General features: G+C 60.6%; 17 protein-coding genes and 1 pseudogene. 9 read left to right on the forward strand and 9 right to left on the reverse strand.

Going from position 1 to position 17,501, the window contains the following annotated elements; genetic code table 11:
* Window positions 1-44: 44 nt before the first annotated feature.
* Window positions 45-1,442, reverse strand: coding sequence for a sensor histidine kinase RegB (gene regB, locus AC2FNS_RS16390; RefSeq protein WP_496687904.1), 1,398 nt, complete (start codon window positions 1,440-1,442; stop codon window positions 45-47).
* A gap of 90 nt (window positions 1,443-1,532) precedes the next feature.
* Here regB and AC2FNS_RS16395 point away from each other — a divergent pair, with 90 nt between their 5' ends.
* Window positions 1,533-2,156: an SCO family protein gene (locus AC2FNS_RS16395; protein WP_496711038.1), complete on the forward strand. Its 624-nt coding sequence runs from the start codon at window positions 1,533-1,535 to the stop codon at window positions 2,154-2,156.
* A 79-nt stretch (window positions 2,157-2,235) separates the two neighbouring features.
* On the forward strand, window positions 2,236-2,790 hold the full coding sequence (locus tag AC2FNS_RS16400; protein WP_496683628.1) for an ActR/PrrA/RegA family redox response regulator transcription factor: 555 nt from the start codon (window positions 2,236-2,238) through the stop codon (window positions 2,788-2,790).
* Window positions 2,791-2,891: 101 nt separating this feature from the next.
* Here the strand turns inward: AC2FNS_RS16400 and AC2FNS_RS16405 are convergent, their stop codons facing one another.
* Complete coding sequence (locus AC2FNS_RS16405) at window positions 2,892-4,796, reverse strand: DUF3604 domain-containing protein (RefSeq protein ID WP_496711039.1); 1,905 nt, start codon at window positions 4,794-4,796, stop codon at window positions 2,892-2,894.
* Window positions 4,797-4,982: 186 nt separating this feature from the next.
* Window positions 4,983-5,615, reverse strand: coding sequence for a tyrosine-type recombinase/integrase (locus tag AC2FNS_RS16410; protein ID WP_496711040.1), 633 nt, complete (start codon window positions 5,613-5,615; stop codon window positions 4,983-4,985).
* A 369-nt stretch (window positions 5,616-5,984) separates the two neighbouring features.
* Between AC2FNS_RS16410 and AC2FNS_RS16415 the strand changes: the two genes are divergently transcribed.
* Window positions 5,985-7,016: an AraC family transcriptional regulator gene (locus tag AC2FNS_RS16415; RefSeq protein WP_496727706.1), complete on the forward strand. Its 1,032-nt coding sequence runs from the start codon at window positions 5,985-5,987 to the stop codon at window positions 7,014-7,016.
* Window positions 7,017-7,108: 92 nt separating this feature from the next.
* Complete coding sequence (locus tag AC2FNS_RS16420) at window positions 7,109-9,208, forward strand: alkyl/aryl-sulfatase (protein ID WP_496687914.1); 2,100 nt, start codon at window positions 7,109-7,111, stop codon at window positions 9,206-9,208.
* Between the two features lie 388 nt (window positions 9,209-9,596).
* Here AC2FNS_RS16420 and AC2FNS_RS16425 read toward each other — a convergent pair whose 3' ends face one another.
* Window positions 9,597-10,190, reverse strand: a complete 594-nt coding sequence (locus tag AC2FNS_RS16425; RefSeq protein WP_496797555.1) for an HD domain-containing protein — start codon at window positions 10,188-10,190, stop codon at window positions 9,597-9,599.
* A gap of 206 nt (window positions 10,191-10,396) precedes the next feature.
* Between AC2FNS_RS16425 and AC2FNS_RS16430 the strand changes: the two genes are divergently transcribed.
* The gene (locus AC2FNS_RS16430; protein WP_496684099.1) at window positions 10,397-10,711 is read left to right on the forward strand and encodes a hypothetical protein; all 315 of its coding nucleotides are present in this window, start codon (window positions 10,397-10,399) and stop codon (window positions 10,709-10,711) included.
* Between the two features lie 96 nt (window positions 10,712-10,807).
* Window positions 10,808-12,196, forward strand: a complete 1,389-nt coding sequence (ahcY, locus tag AC2FNS_RS16435) for an adenosylhomocysteinase (RefSeq protein ID WP_496687920.1) — start codon at window positions 10,808-10,810, stop codon at window positions 12,194-12,196.
* Between the two features lie 56 nt (window positions 12,197-12,252).
* Here ahcY and AC2FNS_RS16440 read toward each other — a convergent pair whose 3' ends face one another.
* Window positions 12,253-12,900: a DUF899 family protein gene (locus AC2FNS_RS16440; RefSeq protein ID WP_496711043.1), complete on the reverse strand. Its 648-nt coding sequence runs from the start codon at window positions 12,898-12,900 to the stop codon at window positions 12,253-12,255.
* 186 nt (window positions 12,901-13,086) lie between these two features.
* Between AC2FNS_RS16440 and AC2FNS_RS16445 the strand changes: the two genes are divergently transcribed.
* Window positions 13,087-13,428: a DUF2853 family protein gene (locus tag AC2FNS_RS16445; protein WP_149774134.1), complete on the forward strand. Its 342-nt coding sequence runs from the start codon at window positions 13,087-13,089 to the stop codon at window positions 13,426-13,428.
* Window positions 13,429-13,646: 218 nt separating this feature from the next.
* On the opposite strand, the gene AC2FNS_RS16450 is transcribed toward AC2FNS_RS16445, so the two are convergent.
* The 4 genes from AC2FNS_RS16450 to tsaD are packed head-to-tail and all read right to left on the reverse strand — an operon-like array spanning window position 13,647 to window position 16,396.
* Window positions 13,647-14,069, reverse strand: coding sequence for an EVE domain-containing protein (locus AC2FNS_RS16450; RefSeq protein WP_496711044.1), 423 nt, complete (start codon window positions 14,067-14,069; stop codon window positions 13,647-13,649).
* On the reverse strand, window positions 14,069-14,338 hold the full coding sequence (locus AC2FNS_RS16455) for a YciI family protein (protein ID WP_496711045.1): 270 nt from the start codon (window positions 14,336-14,338) through the stop codon (window positions 14,069-14,071). The genes AC2FNS_RS16450 and AC2FNS_RS16455 overlap by 1 nt, the downstream gene beginning before the upstream one ends.
* A gap of 1 nt (window position 14,339) precedes the next feature.
* Window positions 14,340-15,302: an NAD(P)H-dependent glycerol-3-phosphate dehydrogenase gene (locus AC2FNS_RS16460; protein ID WP_496711046.1), complete on the reverse strand. Its 963-nt coding sequence runs from the start codon at window positions 15,300-15,302 to the stop codon at window positions 14,340-14,342.
* Entirely contained in the window at window positions 15,299-16,396 is a 1,098-nt protein-coding gene (tsaD, locus tag AC2FNS_RS16465) for a tRNA (adenosine(37)-N6)-threonylcarbamoyltransferase complex transferase subunit TsaD (RefSeq protein WP_496711069.1), read from the reverse strand. Before tsaD ends, AC2FNS_RS16460 begins: the two co-directional genes overlap by 4 nt.
* Window positions 16,397-16,493: 97 nt before the next feature.
* Between tsaD and AC2FNS_RS16470 the strand changes: the two genes are divergently transcribed.
* The gene (locus tag AC2FNS_RS16470; protein WP_496684084.1) at window positions 16,494-17,207 is read left to right on the forward strand and encodes a uroporphyrinogen-III synthase; all 714 of its coding nucleotides are present in this window, start codon (window positions 16,494-16,496) and stop codon (window positions 17,205-17,207) included.
* Window positions 17,208-17,260: 53 nt separating this feature from the next.
* Window positions 17,261-17,501 (forward strand): annotated as a pseudogene (locus AC2FNS_RS16475) (hypothetical protein); the annotation flags it as partial.

Raw genomic sequence — 17,501 nt, forward strand, 5'->3', positions numbered from 1 at the left:
AACCAGACCCAACTATCGACGCCAATGGTTAACGGTGTCTTAACTCAGACCCGGAACGGCTTGTTGGCACCCGAGGGAACCGGCGACTCACCGCTCTGGGCGTCGATCAGTTTCCGCGGCCAGGACACCAGAACGATGGCGCCCCGGCGCTCGGGGTCGTCGGTGAGGTCCTGATACGGATCGGATCCGTTGGCGAAGGAGAGTTCCGCACCGCTGCGCTCGAGCAGCGTCTTGGCGATGAACAGACCCAGGCCCATGCCCTCGTATTCGGGCCGCGTGCGCAGGTCGGTTTCGGCGCGTTTGCGGCGCATGAACGGATCGCCGATGCGCCCGATGATCTGGGCCGGATATCCGCGTCCGTCATCCATGATGCTGACGGTGATGCGGTCGGGGGTCCATTCGGCCTCGACCCAGACCTGCGCGCGGGCGAAATCGACCGCGTTCTGGATCAGGTTGCGCAGCCCGTGGATGATCTCGGGTTTGCGCAGGATCGAGGGCTGCTGAACGTCGCCATCCGGCCCCGGCCCTTCGGCGAAATGCACCTGTTTGCCGCGGTGGATATGCGGCTCGGCGGCTTCGTGGATCACGGTGGACAGTGGCGCCTGCCGCAGGTGCAGGTCGTCCTTTCCGGCCCGGCCCATGTCGCGCAGGATGTCGCGGCAGCGGTCGGCCTGCTCGCGGATCAGGGCGGCGTCTTCCTTCAGGTCCGGGCGGTCGTCCAATTCCTCGATCAGCTCGGCGCTGGTCAGCTTGATGGTGGCCAGAGGCGTGCCCAGCTCATGCGCGGCGGCGGCCACGACCCCGCCCAGGTCGGTCAGTTTCTGTTCGCGGGCAAGTGCCATCTGGGTAGCGGCCAGCGCCTCGGACATCGACTGGACCTCGGCGCTGATGCGGTGCGAGTAGGCGCCGATGAACACGATCGCGATCACGATGGCGGCCCAGTTTCCGAACAGCAGGATCTCGGGGATGTCCAGCACCAGCCCCAGATTGGTGCGCAGCGGCAGGTGGAACCGGGCCAGCAGCGTCGCCACGATGATCGCCGCCCCGCCGATGATCAGGGTCGAGCGGGTGCTCATGACGTTGGCGGCGATGGTCACCGGCCCCAGCAGCAGAAGTGAAAAGGGATTGTTCAGCCCGCCGGTGAGGTACAGCAGAATGGCTAGCTGCAGCAGGTCGAACAGCACCATCAGGAAGTTCTCGAACTCGGTCAGGCGCTTGTTCTGCGGGAACAGCAGCATAGCCGTCAGGTTGCCCATCACCGACACGCCGATGGCCAGATAGCACAGGCCCAGTTCCAGCTGAACGTGATAGACCTGCTGCGCCACGGTGATGGCGGTCAGCTGGCCGATGATGGCCACCCATCGCAGCAGGATCAGCGTGCGCAGCCGGATCCAACTGCTGCGTTCCTGTCCGCGCCAGAGGCTGGTGTTGGAATCCGTCATCGCGCGATTATGTCCTGTTGCGGCGGCTGGTCAACTTGATAGGTGTCGCGGCCGATCCGATCAACAACCCCTTGCGTCAGGAAATACGCCATGGTCCGTCTTTTTGCCATTCTCGCAACCGTCGTTCTGGCCCTTGGCGTAGGCGCCATGTGGCTGATGACGCGTGGCGGGCCCGAGGACAAGTTCGCCCAATGCCGGACCAGCCAGATCGCCGGCGGTTCCGCGGCCATCGGCGGCCCGTTCGAGCTGATCAACTCCAAGGGTGAAACCGTGACCGACAAGGATGTGATCACCGAGCCGTCGCTGATCTATTTCGGCTATACCTTCTGCCCCGATGTCTGCCCGCTGGACACCACCCGCAATGCCGAGGCCGTCGATATCCTGACCGAGCGCGGTTATTCGGTGACGCCGATCTTCATCTCGATCGACCCCGATCGCGACACCCCCGAGGCGGTCGGCGATTTTGCCTACAACCTGCATGAAAAGATGATCGGGCTGACCGGAACGCCCGAACAGGTCAAAGCTGCGAGCCAAGCCTACAAGACTTATTACAAGGCCCAGGACAAGAGCGACGAGTATTACTTGGTCGATCATTCCACCTTTACCTATTTCGTCACGCCGCAGGACGGATTCCTGGAGTTCTTCAAGCGGGACGACACGGCCGAGCAGATTGCCGACCGGGTCGCCTGTTTCCTGGACCAGGCAGGGAAATAGAGGGTGGTTTGACCTTTGGTGTGGCGCTGCTATTACTCAACACCAAGCCTATCGGCAGGACATAGCAGAAAGAACCCACATGGCAGACAGTGCGCAGCTTGAAATCGGCCCCGACAAATCCCTGCTTCTGGTGGATGATGACGAGCCGTTTCTGAGGCGTCTGGCCAAGGCGATGGAAAAGCGCGGGTTCGAGGTGGAAACCGCCGGATCGGTCGCCGCCGGCCGCGCCATCGCCACCGCTCGCCCACCTGCCTTTGCCGTAGTGGATCTGCGGCTTGAGGATGGCAACGGTTTGGACGTGGTCGAGGTGCTGCGGGAAAAGCGCCCCGACAGCCGGGTGGTGGTTCTGACTGGCTATGGCGCGATCGCGACTGCCGTGGCGGCCGTGAAAATCGGCGCCACAGACTATCTGTCGAAACCCGCCGACGCCACCGACATCACCAACGCGCTTCTGGCCAAGGGCGACGAACTGCCCCCGCCCCCCGAAAACCCTATGAGCGCCGACCGCGTACGGTGGGAGCATATCCAGCGGGTCTATGAACTGTGCGACCGAAACGTCTCGGAAACCGCGCGACGGCTGAACATGCACCGCCGGACCTTGCAGCGGATTCTGGCGAAGCGCAGCCCGCGGTAATACCGGGTCGCGCTACGCCTGTTCGAAGTTCAAGTACATTTTAAAGCGAGCTGGAATGGCCGCAATGCGGGACAAACGCGACATTGCTGCTGGCTTTCAAGTTAGTTTTCTGGCGTGTACCAGATGGGCGAAGTGTAGGCGCGCTCCTGATGGATCATTACGGCATCCTCTGGCAGGTCGAGGTTGCCGTAAAAAGCCTCGTCATAGGCCAGCCAGGTCGGCGTCGGGATTTCAAGCACCCGGACATAATAGTATGCACGCTGCGCCGGGTCGAACTCTGGGTCCACCCAGTGCGCGCCAAGCCCTGCCAACCCAATCGTGTTGGTATAATCTGCGCCCTTAACGGTGCTGCCGACCGGGGGCAACTTTCCATTCGCATCCGGCTCCCGATCCCCGGCCCATGCCGCATCGAAGACCTTGGTCTTGGGTTCGCCGTTCGCATTGACCCATCCTTTGACAATCTGGATGCGATCTAGGTTCGCGCCGTCCGGGTCGCGCAGCGCACGCACCATGAAGGTGGGGGCTGCTCCATCTGGCCCGGCGAAGAGGTCCGCGCCCATGGGCACGCCCCGGGCATAACCCTCGACGGCGAAGTCGGGACGGTGGACCTCGTCGGGTTCAAAGTCCCACCCCGCAAACACGCGGACAGTCATGCGCGGGCCGGTGGTGGCATAAACCTCCTTGCGCTTGAATGCGTCCCAGATAGCTTCACGGGTGTTTTCCCGCGCCCATGCAGCGGCAAGACCGGACGCGAGGGTTTCATATGTGCGGATCGCGACGTCTTCACCCAGATAATCAGGCTGGATGATGAACTCATCGTAGCGGTGATCGCCGCCGCCGGGTTCTGCCAGGGAAGCCTTGCCAAAGAAGTTGTCCTCGCGGGCGGTTGCCAGCGACGTGTGGCTGTCGGTCGCGCCGATCATCCCGAATTTGTAGGGGTTCGTGCCTATGTCTTCTTCGTATTTCAGACCGCGCGCCAGTGCCTCGCGAGCGTATTCGCGTGGCAGCATGTCCGGTGTCTTAAGTGCACTGCCGAAATTTCCGCGATCCCAGCGATAATAGTCCGCGAACTCGTCATTTGGTGAGAGCATCGGGTGGGTTTCCCCGTCGCCTTTAATCTGCGTGACTTCGTATAGCGGTTCCCACCGCATCCGGCGTTCGGCGTAGGCCTGATCTATCGGTTCGCCATTCTGGCGGACATCGTCGAACATCGTGCCATTCGACAGGTTGCCGTTGTGGGCAAACGCCATGACCTGACCGCCTGTTCGGGCTTCATACGCTTCCATCCAGTCCCAAAGATCCTCCGGATCGGAACTGTCGTAGTTGGAAAATGGCACGAGGTCCGCGACTTCGTCTGCACCATCTCGAAACATGACGATCCGATGCAGGTTGTTCAGGTCCTTGATTGAAGTCCATTCAAAGCCGTGCAGAGATGTGAACACGCCAGGTTCATTGTACCGCTCAGCTGCATCGACAATGCGCCTCCAAAATGTACGGGTCAGATCGTCGTCGTCAATCGGGTCCGTTACCGCGCCCATCGCCTCGCCCCACATTACGAATGCGCCGAGCGGGTCGCCACCGCGCACAAGATCGTGGATCTTGCGACCCCAGCTATTGGCCAGAAGCTGCGGGTTAGATTCCGCGATCATCGGCGCGAGGCCAAGGTTCTCGGCGTGGTCGGCAACAACCAGAAAATCGAGCGGACGCACAAGCTGCGCGAACTCACCGAGGGAGGCCCGCACCTTCTCGCCACGCGCGAAACGGAAAGCTTCGTCAGGACCGAGCACATTGCCGACCATCCCGGCGTCGGTCGAGTAGGAGGTGTGCAGGTGGGTATCGCCCCAGAACACTCTGTTTGGAAAAGACTGATCGACAAATGGAGAATAGCCGCGCTGACCAAGTCGGACATCTTCGGGGTTTATCGCAAGGTCGCCAGAGTATCCTTGGGCAAGTGCCGCGCCGGTGAACAATGCACTCAAGCTCACGCTCATGAATATCTTCTTCATTGCCGTCCTCCCATCAGTCAACAACGCAGAATTATTATAGCGCATGCTCGAAAGGCTGACTTGATTTGGATCAGCCGCTCATCATTGACTGCAGAATGAATAGCCGCTGTGGGCTCTTTCGCGCCGCTGACCTTTGTATCAGCGAAGAACAGGTCTTGGACGGCGCGTGCCGCTCGCCGTTTTGATTCAGATGTCGATTCTTTCGGCGATTCTCAGTGCATCTTCAAGCTCGACGCCCGGGTATCGTACCGTGCTGTAGACCTTGGTGTGACCCAGCAAAAGTTGTACAGCCCGGAGATTGCCGGTCTTTCGATAGATCTCCGAGGCCTTGGTCCGGCGCAAAGAATGTGTGCCGTAGCCGCTCGGTTCCAGGCCGATGGCCGATACCCAGTCTCGAACAAGCCTCGCGTACTGCCCGGTCGAGATGTGCGGTGACGCGTGGAAGTGGCTCGGAAACAGATGTCTGCATCCCAGCATCTCGGGTTGGTCGAGCCAGGCAGCGATCGTTTCGCGCGTATTCTCAGACACTTCGAACTGGATCGGCCGATTGGTCTTGCTCCGAACAATGGTGACGCGCTCACGGATTCGGTCTTCGACGACGAGATCGCTAATCTGGAGTCCGACGAGGTCACAGCCGCGCAACTTGCTGTCGGTAGCGAGGTTGAAGAGCGAAAGATCACGAAGATTGCCCGCGAGTTCGAGCCGGGCACGAATGGCCCATACCTGCGTCGGGAGCAGCGGGCGTTTCTGACCGATCAGGCGGCCCTTGTTCCGGGTCTTGCGTTTCGGTTGTGCGGCGGGAAGTTGCATTCTGGGCATAATTCAGCCTCCATCCGTCCCTCCCGGCCCACACATCAACACCGCGTTGACCATTGATTGTAAGACCAAGCGTCACGACTGGTCTCGATGACGGGCTGCTAGCGACCGATGCCGCGCCGCCACAAGGCGGTTTCGAGCCCTTTAACGACCTTGATCCAAGGCGCAGCAGTCGTCGCTGTGGGCTGAAACCGGTCATTCTGCGCAGGTCTTCCGGCGCCTTCAAGCCATTGAAGGCGAGTGGCACTCCAGGCTCAACGTCATGGAAAGAATGTGATATTGTTTGTATGGGAAATGAGGGGGTTTGCGTTGAAAGCCTTAGCGATGACAAGAATCCGGGGATGGGGCCCCTTTCCCGAACTTGTTCGTGACATGGCCGGAGATCGCGCGCTTAACCGCATCCTGAAACGCCACGATCTTCCCCTAAGCGTTCTCGATGCGCCAGAGCATCGGGTCCCTTTGGCCAAGATGATCCGCGTAATGGAGGCGGCTGCGCGTACGATCGGTGACGCGGAATTCGGTGTAAGCCTTGGCAGCAAAACCACTGCGCTCGATTACGGAAATTGGGCCGGATATGCTTATTGTGCTCCAACGCTTGGCCAAGCCCTCCAGCGTGTTTGCAGGACACTGTGGGCGCACGAAAGCGGCACAGAGATGTACTTGTCCTTGCGCGAACATCACGTTGTCTGGTGCTACAAATCAGGTCTGGCAGGCTATGAAAACACACGTCATTTCTCGGACCACCTCTTTGAAACGATGTTCGTTTTCTTTCGCGGGTTCCTGGGCGAGGGGTGGCGACCCGATTGGGTGGAAGTCGACTACGAAAAGCCGGCGAGAACGGAAAAATTAAGTGCCCTTGTTCAAAATGAAATCCGTTTCGGCCGTCCAAATTACGGTGTGGCGGTCAGGAAAGCGGACCTGAGTACGAGGCTCTCTGGGCCGCTTCCGTTCGATCGACCCATTACGTCACTTGATTTGGCAGCACCACCCGACGGGCGGCAAACCGCGTTCCTTGATGATATCCTGAAACTCATTGACCTTCGATTGATGGATCGCACCGTCGACCTCGATGGATTTGCAAGGGCCGCGGATCTGGGTCCGAGAACTGTCCAACGGAAGCTGAGCAAGCTTGGGTACACCTACAAACATCTCCTTGAAATTGCACGCAGCAGGCGTGCGATGGCGTTCCTTTTAGAAACCGATCTGCCTGTGAAAAACATAGCTGCCGAGTTGTGCTATGACGCACCGGAAAATTTCACACGCGCTTTCCGCGCGTGGCAGGGGGTCTCTCCGTCTGAATTCCGGGCGATGGCCCAGGGAAGTCAGAAAGAGGATCCTGTGTACCTAGGCGATTGTCGCGAAATGACAGGTCGCGTGAGTAGATCGGACTTTTGCCAACGGTAATCTTTTGAGTGGAAACGGAGCGGCAAACTCGCGGGTCTGCCATAGCCGGACTTTTCGGCCCTCCGTAATGTCATTTTCAGGAGGGAATTGAAATGACCACACGTCGTAATTTCATCAAGTCGGCCCCGGCGCTCGGAGCGGCATTCGCGGTGGCGCCAACATTCATTTCAGAGGAGGGGGCGGCGTATGCGCAGAGTGCGACGCCAGCCGAAGGGCATTTCCACCCAAAGGGCAAGGCGCCTTCGGAACACACTTTGAAAATTCTTGCCGAAGCGCGGGAAACGCTGCCGTTCTCAGATACGCGTGATTTTGATGAACAAGCTCGCGGGTTTATCGCGCCGATGCCCGAAGATACGATCATGGCGGATGCAGGCAACATCGCCTGGGACATGGCCAGTTTCCGTTTCTTCGACGAAGACAAGGACTGGCCAAGCATTCATCCGTCTTTGCAGAGGGTCTCGCGGCTGAACCAGAACTACGGACTGTATGAAGTCATTCCCGGAATTTACCAAGTGCGGGGCTTCGATCTGTCCGACGTTTCCTTTGTGCGCGGCGAAAAAGGTTGGATCGTAATCGATCCATTGATCAGTGCGGAAACAGCGCGCGCAGCATGGAAGCTATTTCAAGAGCACGTCGGTGATGGGCTGCCGGCAACCGCAGTGATCTATTCGCATTCCCATGGTGACCATTGGGGTGGTGTACGCGGCATAATCGACGAAGCTGATGTGCGTTCAGGCAAAGTGGAAATCATTGCACCGCGTGATTTCATGGAGTTCACGATTTCCGAGAATGTCTATGCTGGCAACGCTATGAACCGGCGATTGTCTTACCAGTATGGCCAACAGCTTCCGATCAACCCGTACGGTTTTGCTGGGCAGGGGCTGGGTCACCGGGTGTCTCTTGGTTCCGTTGGCCTTATTGCCCCCACCCGGATCATCGAAGAAGACATCGAATATCTCGATGTGGATGGCGTGCGTATGGTGTTTCAGAACACGCCAGGCACTGAAGCGCCGTCCAACATGAACACTTACATTCCGGGAATGAAGGCATTGTGGATGGCCGAGAACATTACCGGCACATTACATAATATTTACACCCTGCGCGGAGCTCCGGTGCGCGATCCTCTGCGCTGGTCTAAATACATCTCGCGGGCGCTGCATCTCTTTGGCGAGGAAGCAGAAGTGATGTTCCAGTCGCACCACTGGCCGCGCTGGGGCAATGACCGTATTCAAGAGGTAATGCGGGCGCAGCGTGACATGTATGCGCATTTTAATAACCAGGTGCTGCACTTCGCCAATCAAGGCGTGACGATCAACCAGATCCAGAACGTCTATGAAATGCCCAAGAGCCTGCAAAATGAATGGCACTGCCGGGGCTATCACGGTTCACCCGAGCACAACAGTCGAGGAGTGATCCAGCGATACCTTGGTTTTTGGGATGCCAATCCAGCAACCCTGATCCCGCCATCACCCGAAGCATCGGCGCCCCTCTACGTCGAGATGATGGGCGGGTCGGACAAAATCATGGCCAAAGGACAAGAGCTTTTCTCGGCTGGTGAGTACAAGATGGCCGTCGAAATCCTAAACAAACTCTTTCTCGCTGAGAACGACAACCAGCCAGCACGTGATCTGCTTGCGGACTGTTATGAGCAGCTTGGTTACCAGCAGGAAAACCCGGGACTGCGAAATAGTTACTTGTCGGGTGCCTACGAACTGCGTTCTGGTATTTCCGACGCTCCAACGGTGAGCTCAACCAGTTCTGATGTGATCCGGGCGATGTCCACGGAATTGTTCCTGAATTTCCTCGGCATCAAGATGGACAGCCGTAAAGCCGAAGGCATGCGGTTCACCATCAATCTGGTAACGCCGGACAATGGCGAGAAGTTCATCATCGAAATGGAGAACGCGACTCTGACCAATATCGAGGGATATCAGGCGGACAACCCGGACCTGACATTGGTCATAAACCGTTCGGATCTGGAAATGACTATGATGGGCGCGATTGAACTAGAGCAGCAGATCGCCGATGGCACCGCCAAGATTGAAGGTGATCCCACCGTTCTTGCGCAACTCGCCTCGACCATGGTCGATTTCGACCCGCTGTTCGAGATCCTGCCCGGCACTGCCATTCAGCACGAGGTTGCGCAATCCAATGCCTACGAAGCAGTTCCGGGTGCCACTATCGCAGAGTGACAGAAACCGCGGGGCAAGGTTCTGACCGGCACCTTGCCCCAATACCCACCCCTCATGAAAATAGTGCGATTTGAGTAACCACTTCGTCTGCGCGGAAGGCCTCCAAGGACAGCGTCGTTCCGCAAGCCCGCGAATTTTGGCTTCGACAAACTGCTGTGCAGCATCGGACCGATTGGCCGAACGGCAGGAAAGGGTCGGTCACACTCCAAAGAGCCATTCGCCCTGAGGCCCGCGACCCGGTCATTGCGGATCGCAATCTCGCTGCGTTCTGCCTGAACGTCCGCATTTCCCTCTGTCATGCAGCGGGTAGTCTTGCCGCGAGCGCTCGCAGCGTAAATTCTTCACTTCTGCAGAGGGCTCTAAAGCAGATCTCGGCCTAAGTCATGTGCTACAATAACGCCAACAGCTCCGCATGCCGCGCCGTATACGCCTGCCGAGCCTCAACCGGTGGCCTTAGAGTGATTTGCAACCCCTCCATCACCGCCGCGTCCGGTCGGCCAAAGAACTTGGTTGCCTCAGCCTCGGAAAACCCCGCGATCTGGGTGGCCTCCATCCAGCCGCTGATCCGGTCGGCTTTCTTGATCTGACGTTTCACCGTTTTCGGCACCGCGGCGGGCAGGCCAAAGCGGATGTGGATAGCCGCCGCCAACCGGTCGTCCAGCGCGCCATAGCCCGGGCCGACCGCGGCCTTCACCGGCGAGATCATGTCGCCGATCACATATTCTGGCGCATCGTGCAGAAGCGCCGCCAGCCGCCATTTCACCTGCGCCTTGGGGGCGATCCGGCCGAACAGCTCTTCGACCAGCAGAGAATGCTCGGCCACGGAATAGGCGAAATCACCCGCCGTCTGGCCGTTCCAGCGGGCCACGAATGCCAGCCCATGGGCGATATCCTCGATCTCGATATCCACCGGGGTCGGGTCCAGCAGGTCCAGCCTGCGGCCCGACAGCATCCGTTGCCATGCCCTGGGTTGTGTTGCCATTCTGCCATGCCCCCTTTGCAGCGAATGTGCCTGAAACGCGGTTTCGTGCTATGCTTAAGCCATCCTGATTACCGGCTGCCAACAGTTTCTTGAGCAATCGTGCTTTGAACCGGCACGTGGGGATCACGACATCAAGGCTGAGGGGGGCGCGCGTTCCTCCCGGCGTGCCCCTCTCGGATCGAAACCCGAACCGAAAGGAGCTTGTCATGTTCAAGCGTTTGTTGGGAATGGCCCTTGTCTTTGGCATGGCTGCGGCCGCGCCGCCCGCATCGGCCCAGAACTGCGCCCTGCGCGGTGATGTCATCGCCAAGCTGCAGCAGATCTATTCCGAAGAGCTGGCCTTTGGCGGATTGCAGAACACGCGGAGCGGTCAGACGGTCATGGAGGTATGGGCCTCACGCGCCACCGGCACCTATACCGTGTTGATGACCCACGCCAACGGCATCAGTTGCATTGTCGCCGCTGGCACCGATTTCTTCGAAGTGACGCCTAGGGCCGCTGCCGAAGGGGCGCCCAGTTGAATTAACGCCCGCGCCCCAATCGCCATCCACATTGCGACTTTTCCTCAACGGTGTTAGGGCCTGCCCAAACCGTTGTTGATCGGAATGGAGCATCTGATGGCCGGCGACTACATCGTCAAAGACATTTCACTGGCCGGGTTCGGCCGCAAGGAACTGGATATCGCGGAAACCGAAATGCCGGGCCTGATGGCTCTGCGCGCGGAATACGGCGACAGCAAGCCGCTGAAAGGGGCGCGCATCGTCGGGTCGTTGCACATGACGATCCAGACCGCCGTTCTGATCGAAACGCTGGTCGCGCTGGGCGCGGACGTGCGCTGGGCGTCGTGCAACATCTTCTCGACTCAGGACCACGCGGCGGCAGCCATCGCTAAGGCGGGCATTCCGGTCTTTGCCATCAAGGGCCAGACGCTGGAAGAGCATTGGGACTATCTCGACAAGTCGTTTCAGTTCGAAGACGGCCCCAACATGATCCTGGATGATGGCGGCGACGCCACGCTGTACATCCTGCTGGGCGCGCGCGCCGAAGCGGGTGAGGACATCATCCCCGTCCCGTCCTCGGAAGAGGAAGAGGTCATCAAGGCGCAGATCAAGAAGCGGATGGCGGCAAGCCCGGGCTGGTTCACCAAGGTGCGCGATCAGATCAAGGGCGTGTCCGAGGAAACCACCACCGGCGTCAACCGCCTGTATCAGTTGGTCAAGGACGGCCATCTGCCGTTCCCGGCGATCAACGTGAACGACAGCGTCACCAAGTCGAAATTCGACAACAAGTACGGCTGCAAGGAATCTCTGGTCGACGGCATCCGTCGCGCCACCGACACGATGATGGCCGGCAAGGTCGCCGTGGTCTGCGGTTATGGCGACGTGGGCAAGGGCTCGGCTGCCTCGCTGCGTGGCGCCGGCGCCCGCGTGAAGGTGACCGAGGTCGACCCGATCTGTGCCCTGCAGGCCGCGATGGACGGGTATGAGGTGGTTCTGCTGGAAGATGTGGTTTCGACCGCCGACATCTTCATCACCACCACCGGCAACAAGGACGTGATCCGCATCGAGCACATGCGCGAGATGAAGGACATGGCCATTGTCGGCAATATCGGCCATTTCGACAACGAAATTCAGGTGGCCAGCCTGCGCAACCACAAATGGACCAACATCAAGGACCAAGTGGACATGATCGAGATGCCCTCGGGCAACCGTATCATCCTGCTGTCCGAAGGCCGTCTGCTGAACCTGGGCAATGCCACCGGGCATCCGTCCTTCGTGATGTCGGCCTCGTTCACCAACCAGGTTCTGGCCCAGATCGAACTGTGGACCCGCGGCGACCAGTACGAGAACAAGGTCTATATCCTGCCCAAGCATCTGGACGAGAAGGTCGCGCGCCTGCATTTGGACCGGATCGGCGTCAAGCTGACCAAGCTGAACAAGGAGCAGGCGGATTACATCGGTGTCACGCCCGAAGGCCCGTTCAAGCCCGAGCATTACCGGTATTGATCTGTCAGAAATTCGAGGAAAAGGCGGCCATCTGGGCCGCCTTTTTTTTGTTGCGGTCAGCGGAGCGACGGCACGAAATCTCCGCGGCCCCGCGGTGTCAGGTCCAGAATGTTCCACAGGGGCCAGGCCGCATCGACATGGCGCGGATGCCAGTCGCTGGGTTCAAAAAACAGCTCGGAGCTCCAGAAATGGTGGATGCCATCCGCATCGCGTTGAAACACGTTCAGGATCGGCAACTGGTTTCCGTCCTCGGTCTCAGCCAGATAGTCTTGCTGGTACGTCGTATCCAACGCGGAATACAGCGGCAGATCCTGCCAGCCCATGCGCCGGCGCAGCGCGGCCAGGGCATCCGGCGTATTCTGCGCCACGACCGCAATGGCGGCTTTTCGGGTCAGATGCGCGACCTGCCCGGTCAGACCGTCCAGAAAGGCCGAGCACATGGGGCAGGGGTCCTCTGCATTGGGACCAAACATCAGCGAATACACGACCAGAGTGTCATGATCACCGAAAAGGCTTGAAATCGGGGCAATATTGCCGCTGAGGTTCCGAAAGACGTAATCCCGTGGGATTTGGCCGCCTTTGGGCAAAGTCCGGCGCAGCGCGGCCACTTCCTCGACCCGCGCACGCAGATCGACTTCGGCGGCCAGCAGGGCATTTCGGGCGGTTCGGTACGCGGCGCTTTCGTTGGGAAGGGCGACGGGCATGACGAGTCTCCTTGGATCATTAATTAACTTTTATGTTAAATAAAGTACCCGAACAGATCAAGGCGCGGGCTGCACGGCGTGGTCTACGGGGAACATGCCCGTTTTTTCCTTTGTGCTTTTCCTGCCAGCCGCTACCGTTCAGCCAGCGCCAAAAAGGCCGTACCCCAACCCATACAGGAGAGGACAATGGGAAAACGTGACGAGTTGATCGCAAAATATGCGGATGATCTGAAAAACAAATGCGGGATGGACCCCGACATGGACCTGCTGACCAAAGTGACGATCGGTTGCGGGCCGTCGATCTATGACGCGGATGCCGCAACCGTGGCCGCCAGCCAGGAAGGTGAGCTGGAGACGGTCAAGAACAACTTTCTGATCAAGAAGCTGGGCCTGTCGGATGGCCCCGAGCTGATGGAAGCGATCAACAAGGTCATCGAAACCTACGGCAAGTCCGAGCGCAACAAATACCGCGCGGTGGTCTATTACATGCTGACCAAGCATTTCGGCAAAGAGTCCGTCTACGGCTGAGTTCGCCGCGACATTTGGAAACGCCCGCCCGGTCGGACCGGCGGGCGTTTTGCATTTGAATCACAATCTATTGATTCAACGTTTGAAAAACAGACGCGCCCTAAGCTACATTCAACCCGTGACCAGGACGGTCAGAACCAGAGATTTCTTTGCGTGTGGTGAGTAGGGAGCACGCGGGGTAGGGAAGGTTCTGCATCGTCAGGGCCTTCCCTTTTTTCTCAATCCGCCGCGGTCTGGCCCAGTTCGCAGATCACCGCCCATTCGGCCTCGGAGACGGGCTGCACCGACAGGCGCGAGTTCCTGACCAGCACCATGTCGGTCAGCCGCGGATCGGCCTTGATCTGGTCCAGCGTGACCGGTTTGGCAAAGGGGCGCACCGCCTTGATGTCCACGCAGTCCCACCGGTCGTCGTCGGTGGTGCTGTCGGGGTGGGCCTCGGCGCAGACCTCGACGATGCCGACGATCGCCTTGTCCTTCTGCGAATGATAGAAAAACCCCCGGTCGCCCAGCTTCATCTTCCGCATGAAATTACGGGCCTGGTAATTGCGCACCCCGTCCCATTCCTCGCCCGCGTCGCCCTTGGCGACCTGCTGGTCCCAGCTCCACGTCGAGGGTTCGGATTTGAACAGCCAATACGCCATCAGCCGATGACCTTCTTCCACAGGATCAGTTCGACCGACTTGAACAGACCGGCCTTGGCATAGGGGTCGTTGTCGGCCCAGGCCTGTGCGGCGGACAGATCCTCGACATCCAGGATGACCAGCGACCCGATCATGGCATCGCCGTCCAGCAGCGGCCCGGCCTGTGCGACTACGCCTGTTTCTTCGATATAGGCCAGGTGCGCGGCGCGGTTGTCCAGCCGGGTCTGCAGGGCGCCGTCCTTGTCGCGCGCGATCAGGGCGATAAGCATGTCATTCCTCCTTGAGTGGGCGATTGAGCAGGGATTGCAAGGCCTCGGCGACACTGTAGGCGCCGCGGCTGAGTTGCGCCACCGTCTGGCAGATGGGCATGTCCAGTCCCTCGGTCGCGGCGATGGTGGCCATGGCATTTGCCGTGGCCACGCCTTCGACGGTGGTCGCGGCGTCAAAGGACTCGTTGCGGCCCAGCGACAGCCCGAACCGGAAGTTACGCGACAGGTCGGACGAGCAGGTCAGAACCAGATCGCCCAAACCCGACAGGCCCATCAGGGTCTCGGGCCGGGCGCCGCGCATCGTGGCAAAGCGCTGCATCTCGGCAAAACCGCGCGTCATCAGGGCCGCGCGGGCGCTGTCCCCCAGACCCGCGCCGATGCAGGCCCCGCAGGCGATGGCCATCACGTTCTTCAACGCCCCGCCCAACTCGGCCCCGGTCACGTCGGTGGTCCGGTAGAGCCGCAGGTTGGCGGTGGTCAGCGTCTGTTGCAGCCGGGCGCCCAATTCTGCGTCGGCGCAGGCCAGGGTCAGCGCCGTGGGCAACCCGCGCGCGATGTCATCGGCAAAGCTGGGCCCGGTCAGCAAGGCAGTGCGGGCGTTGGGCAGCACCTGTTCGATCACGGCGATCGGACCGAGACCAGTGGATAGCTCGATGCCCTTGCAACAGGCCACCAGGATACGACCCTTCAGGTCCGCCCCATGCACCGAAAGAACATCGCGCAGCTTTTGCATGGGCACCGCCAGCAGCAACACGTCGCTCTGACAGGCCAGGGTGATTTCGGCGGTCACGGTGATGGCGTCGGGCAGGGCGATCCCCGGCAGGCGGGTGTCATTGCGGCGGGTCGCCTGCATCGTCTGCGCCTGTTCGCCCGACCGGGCCCACAAGGTGACCGGACCCTTGCCCGCCAGCGAGATCGCCAGCGCGGTGCCGAAGGCGCCCGACCCAAGGACCGAGACACTCATGCCTTGGCCCCCTTGCGCCCACCGCCCAGCATGGCCGGGCTGGTTTGATCCAGCGGCCAGCGGGGTCGGGCGGTCAGGTCCAGCCCGTGGCGCGCGCCCAGCCGGAACCGTTCCAACCCTGCATAGGCGATCATTGCCGCATTGTCGGTGCAAAGGTGTAGCGGCGGGGCGGTAAACCGCGCGCCGGCATCCGCCGAAACAGACTCTAACGCAGTCCGAATTGCGGTGTTGGCGGCAACGCCCCCGGCCACGGCGATCACCGGCTCGGCAGGGTTGGTTTCAAGATACAGGGCGATGGCGCGGCGGGTCTTTTCGGCCAGCGTATCCACGACCGCCTGCTGGAACCCGGCGCACAGATCGGCGCGGTCCTGACGCGTAAGCCCGCCCTTTTCGGCCACGATCTGGTCGCGCATCCGCATCAAGGCGGTCTTGAGCCCGGAAAAGGACAGATCGCATCCGGGCCGGTCCAGCAGCGGTCGCGGGAAGCGAAAGCGTTTGGGGTCGCCATTGCGCCCCTCGGCCTCGACCGAGGGGCCGCCGGGCTGGGGCAGGCCAAGCAGGCGCGCAGTCTTGTCGAATGCCTCGCCGGGGGCGTCGTCGATAGTGCCGCCCAGCCGCGTGAACTGCTCGGGGCCGTGGGCGATCAGGTATTGGCAGTGCCCGCCGGACACCAGCAACATCAGGTAAGGAAAGGCGATCCCGTCCGTCAGGCGTGGGGTCAGCGCGTGGCCGGCCAGGTGGTTGACGCCGATCAGCGGCAGGCCGGTGGCCGCGCTGATCCCCTTGGCGCACATCACACCCGACATGACCCCGCCGATCAGTCCTGGCCCGGCGGTCACAGCCACGGCGTCCATATCCTGCAAAGTCAGGCCCGCCTGCTCCAACGCCTGCTGCACGCAGACATCCAGCTTTTCGGCATGCGCGCGCGCCGCAATCTCGGGCACCACGCCGCCGAAGGCGCTGTGCAGGTCCGTCTGGCCATGCACGACCGAAGAAAGAACCTGCGCCGGTTCGCCCTCGGTATGCCGCACCACGGCCGCCGCCGTGTCATCGCAGCTGCTTTCCAATCCCAGAACGGTAAGTGTTTGCACCATCGGCCTGAACCATTGCATCATGATCTCGTCGCGGGGTATCACCCCACGCTGCAGCAAACAATCCTCAAGGCCCGAACGCTCGCCCGTGTACCTGTTGATGACCCGCCCCCGCGCCGCCTCGGAAAGGTTCGTGGCGCAGCTTCCCGAACGGATACGGTCGCGGGTCCAGGTGATTTATTCCCCGCTGCTGGATATCCGACCGATGGAGCAGGCGGTGGACACGACTGGAATCCGGGGCCTAATCTTCACCTCGGCCAATGGCGTGGCGGCCGCCGCGGCGCAGAATGTGCGCCGGGATCTGCCCGCCTATTGCGTGGGGCCGGCCACCACCGAAACGGCCCGCCAAGTCGGGTGGGGGGCCCGGATGGCCGGCGAAACCGCCGAGGAACTGGTGGCCAAACTGCTAAAAGAGCGCCCGGACAGCCCACTGCTGCATCTGCGCGGCGAACACAGCCGGGGCAACATCGCGACCCGGCTGACCGAACTGGGCCTGACCGTGCGGGAACAGGCGGTCTATCGCCAGTATTTGCTGCCCCTGACGCCCGAGGCCCAAGACGCGGCGTCTGGATCTGCCCCGGTGATTGCGCCCTTGTTCTCGCCGCGGACCGCGCGACAATTTGCCGACCTTTGGCCTGGACCGGCGCCGCTTTTGGTCGCTGCGATGAGCGGACCGACAGCTGAGCCCCTTGAAAACTTGGCCATTGCCCGTTTGCGGATTGCCAAACGCCCGACGCCCAAGAAAATGCGGAAAGCCGTGAAAAAACTCGTGAAATATGCGATCCGGCTTGAGGGTGCGATGGGCGCGGATTAACTTGGACGCGTCTGCGCGTCAGGATTTATGGGAATCGACAGGGGGAAGTGACGGTGGCTGCCAAGAAAGACACGGACCAGAAACCGGTGGACGACCCCAAGGCCGACGCGGTGACCGAAGCGGTCGACAACAAGGTCGATGCCGTAGCCCTTGACCCAGAGGATCGGGTTGAGCAGGCTCCTTCCGAAGCCGAAGCCGAAGCCGAAGCCGAAGCCGAAGCCGAAGCCGAAGCCGAAGCCGAAGCCGAAGCCGAAGCCGAAGCCGAAGCCGAAGCCGAAGCCGAAGCCGAAGCCG

The sequence above is a fragment of the Ruegeria sp. BHSA191 genome (assembly GCF_059613325.1).

Coding starts and splice junctions, on each gene's coding strand:
- regB (WP_496687904.1), bottom strand. CDS start 1,442: ATGACGGATTCCAACACCAGCCTCTGGCGCGGACAGGAACGCAGCAGT.
- AC2FNS_RS16395 (WP_496711038.1), top strand. CDS start 1,533: ATGGTCCGTCTTTTTGCCATTCTCGCAACCGTCGTTCTGGCCCTTGGC.
- AC2FNS_RS16400 (WP_496683628.1), top strand. CDS start 2,236: ATGGCAGACAGTGCGCAGCTTGAAATCGGCCCCGACAAATCCCTGCTT.
- AC2FNS_RS16405 (WP_496711039.1), bottom strand. CDS start 4,796: ATGAAGAAGATATTCATGAGCGTGAGCTTGAGTGCATTGTTCACCGGC.
- AC2FNS_RS16410 (WP_496711040.1), bottom strand. CDS start 5,615: ATGCCCAGAATGCAACTTCCCGCCGCACAACCGAAACGCAAGACCCGG.
- AC2FNS_RS16415 (WP_496727706.1), top strand. CDS start 5,985: ATGGCCGGAGATCGCGCGCTTAACCGCATCCTGAAACGCCACGATCTT.
- AC2FNS_RS16420 (WP_496687914.1), top strand. CDS start 7,109: ATGACCACACGTCGTAATTTCATCAAGTCGGCCCCGGCGCTCGGAGCG.
- AC2FNS_RS16425 (WP_496797555.1), bottom strand. CDS start 10,190: ATGGCAACACAACCCAGGGCATGGCAACGGATGCTGTCGGGCCGCAGG.
- AC2FNS_RS16430 (WP_496684099.1), top strand. CDS start 10,397: ATGTTCAAGCGTTTGTTGGGAATGGCCCTTGTCTTTGGCATGGCTGCG.
- ahcY (WP_496687920.1), top strand. CDS start 10,808: ATGGCCGGCGACTACATCGTCAAAGACATTTCACTGGCCGGGTTCGGC.
- AC2FNS_RS16440 (WP_496711043.1), bottom strand. CDS start 12,900: ATGCCCGTCGCCCTTCCCAACGAAAGCGCCGCGTACCGAACCGCCCGA.
- AC2FNS_RS16445 (WP_149774134.1), top strand. CDS start 13,087: ATGGGAAAACGTGACGAGTTGATCGCAAAATATGCGGATGATCTGAAA.
- AC2FNS_RS16450 (WP_496711044.1), bottom strand. CDS start 14,069: ATGGCGTATTGGCTGTTCAAATCCGAACCCTCGACGTGGAGCTGGGAC.
- AC2FNS_RS16455 (WP_496711045.1), bottom strand. CDS start 14,338: ATGCTTATCGCCCTGATCGCGCGCGACAAGGACGGCGCCCTGCAGACC.
- AC2FNS_RS16460 (WP_496711046.1), bottom strand. CDS start 15,302: ATGAGTGTCTCGGTCCTTGGGTCGGGCGCCTTCGGCACCGCGCTGGCG.
- tsaD (WP_496711069.1), bottom strand. CDS start 16,396: ATGGTGCAAACACTTACCGTTCTGGGATTGGAAAGCAGCTGCGATGAC.
- AC2FNS_RS16470 (WP_496684084.1), top strand. CDS start 16,494: ATGACCCGCCCCCGCGCCGCCTCGGAAAGGTTCGTGGCGCAGCTTCCC.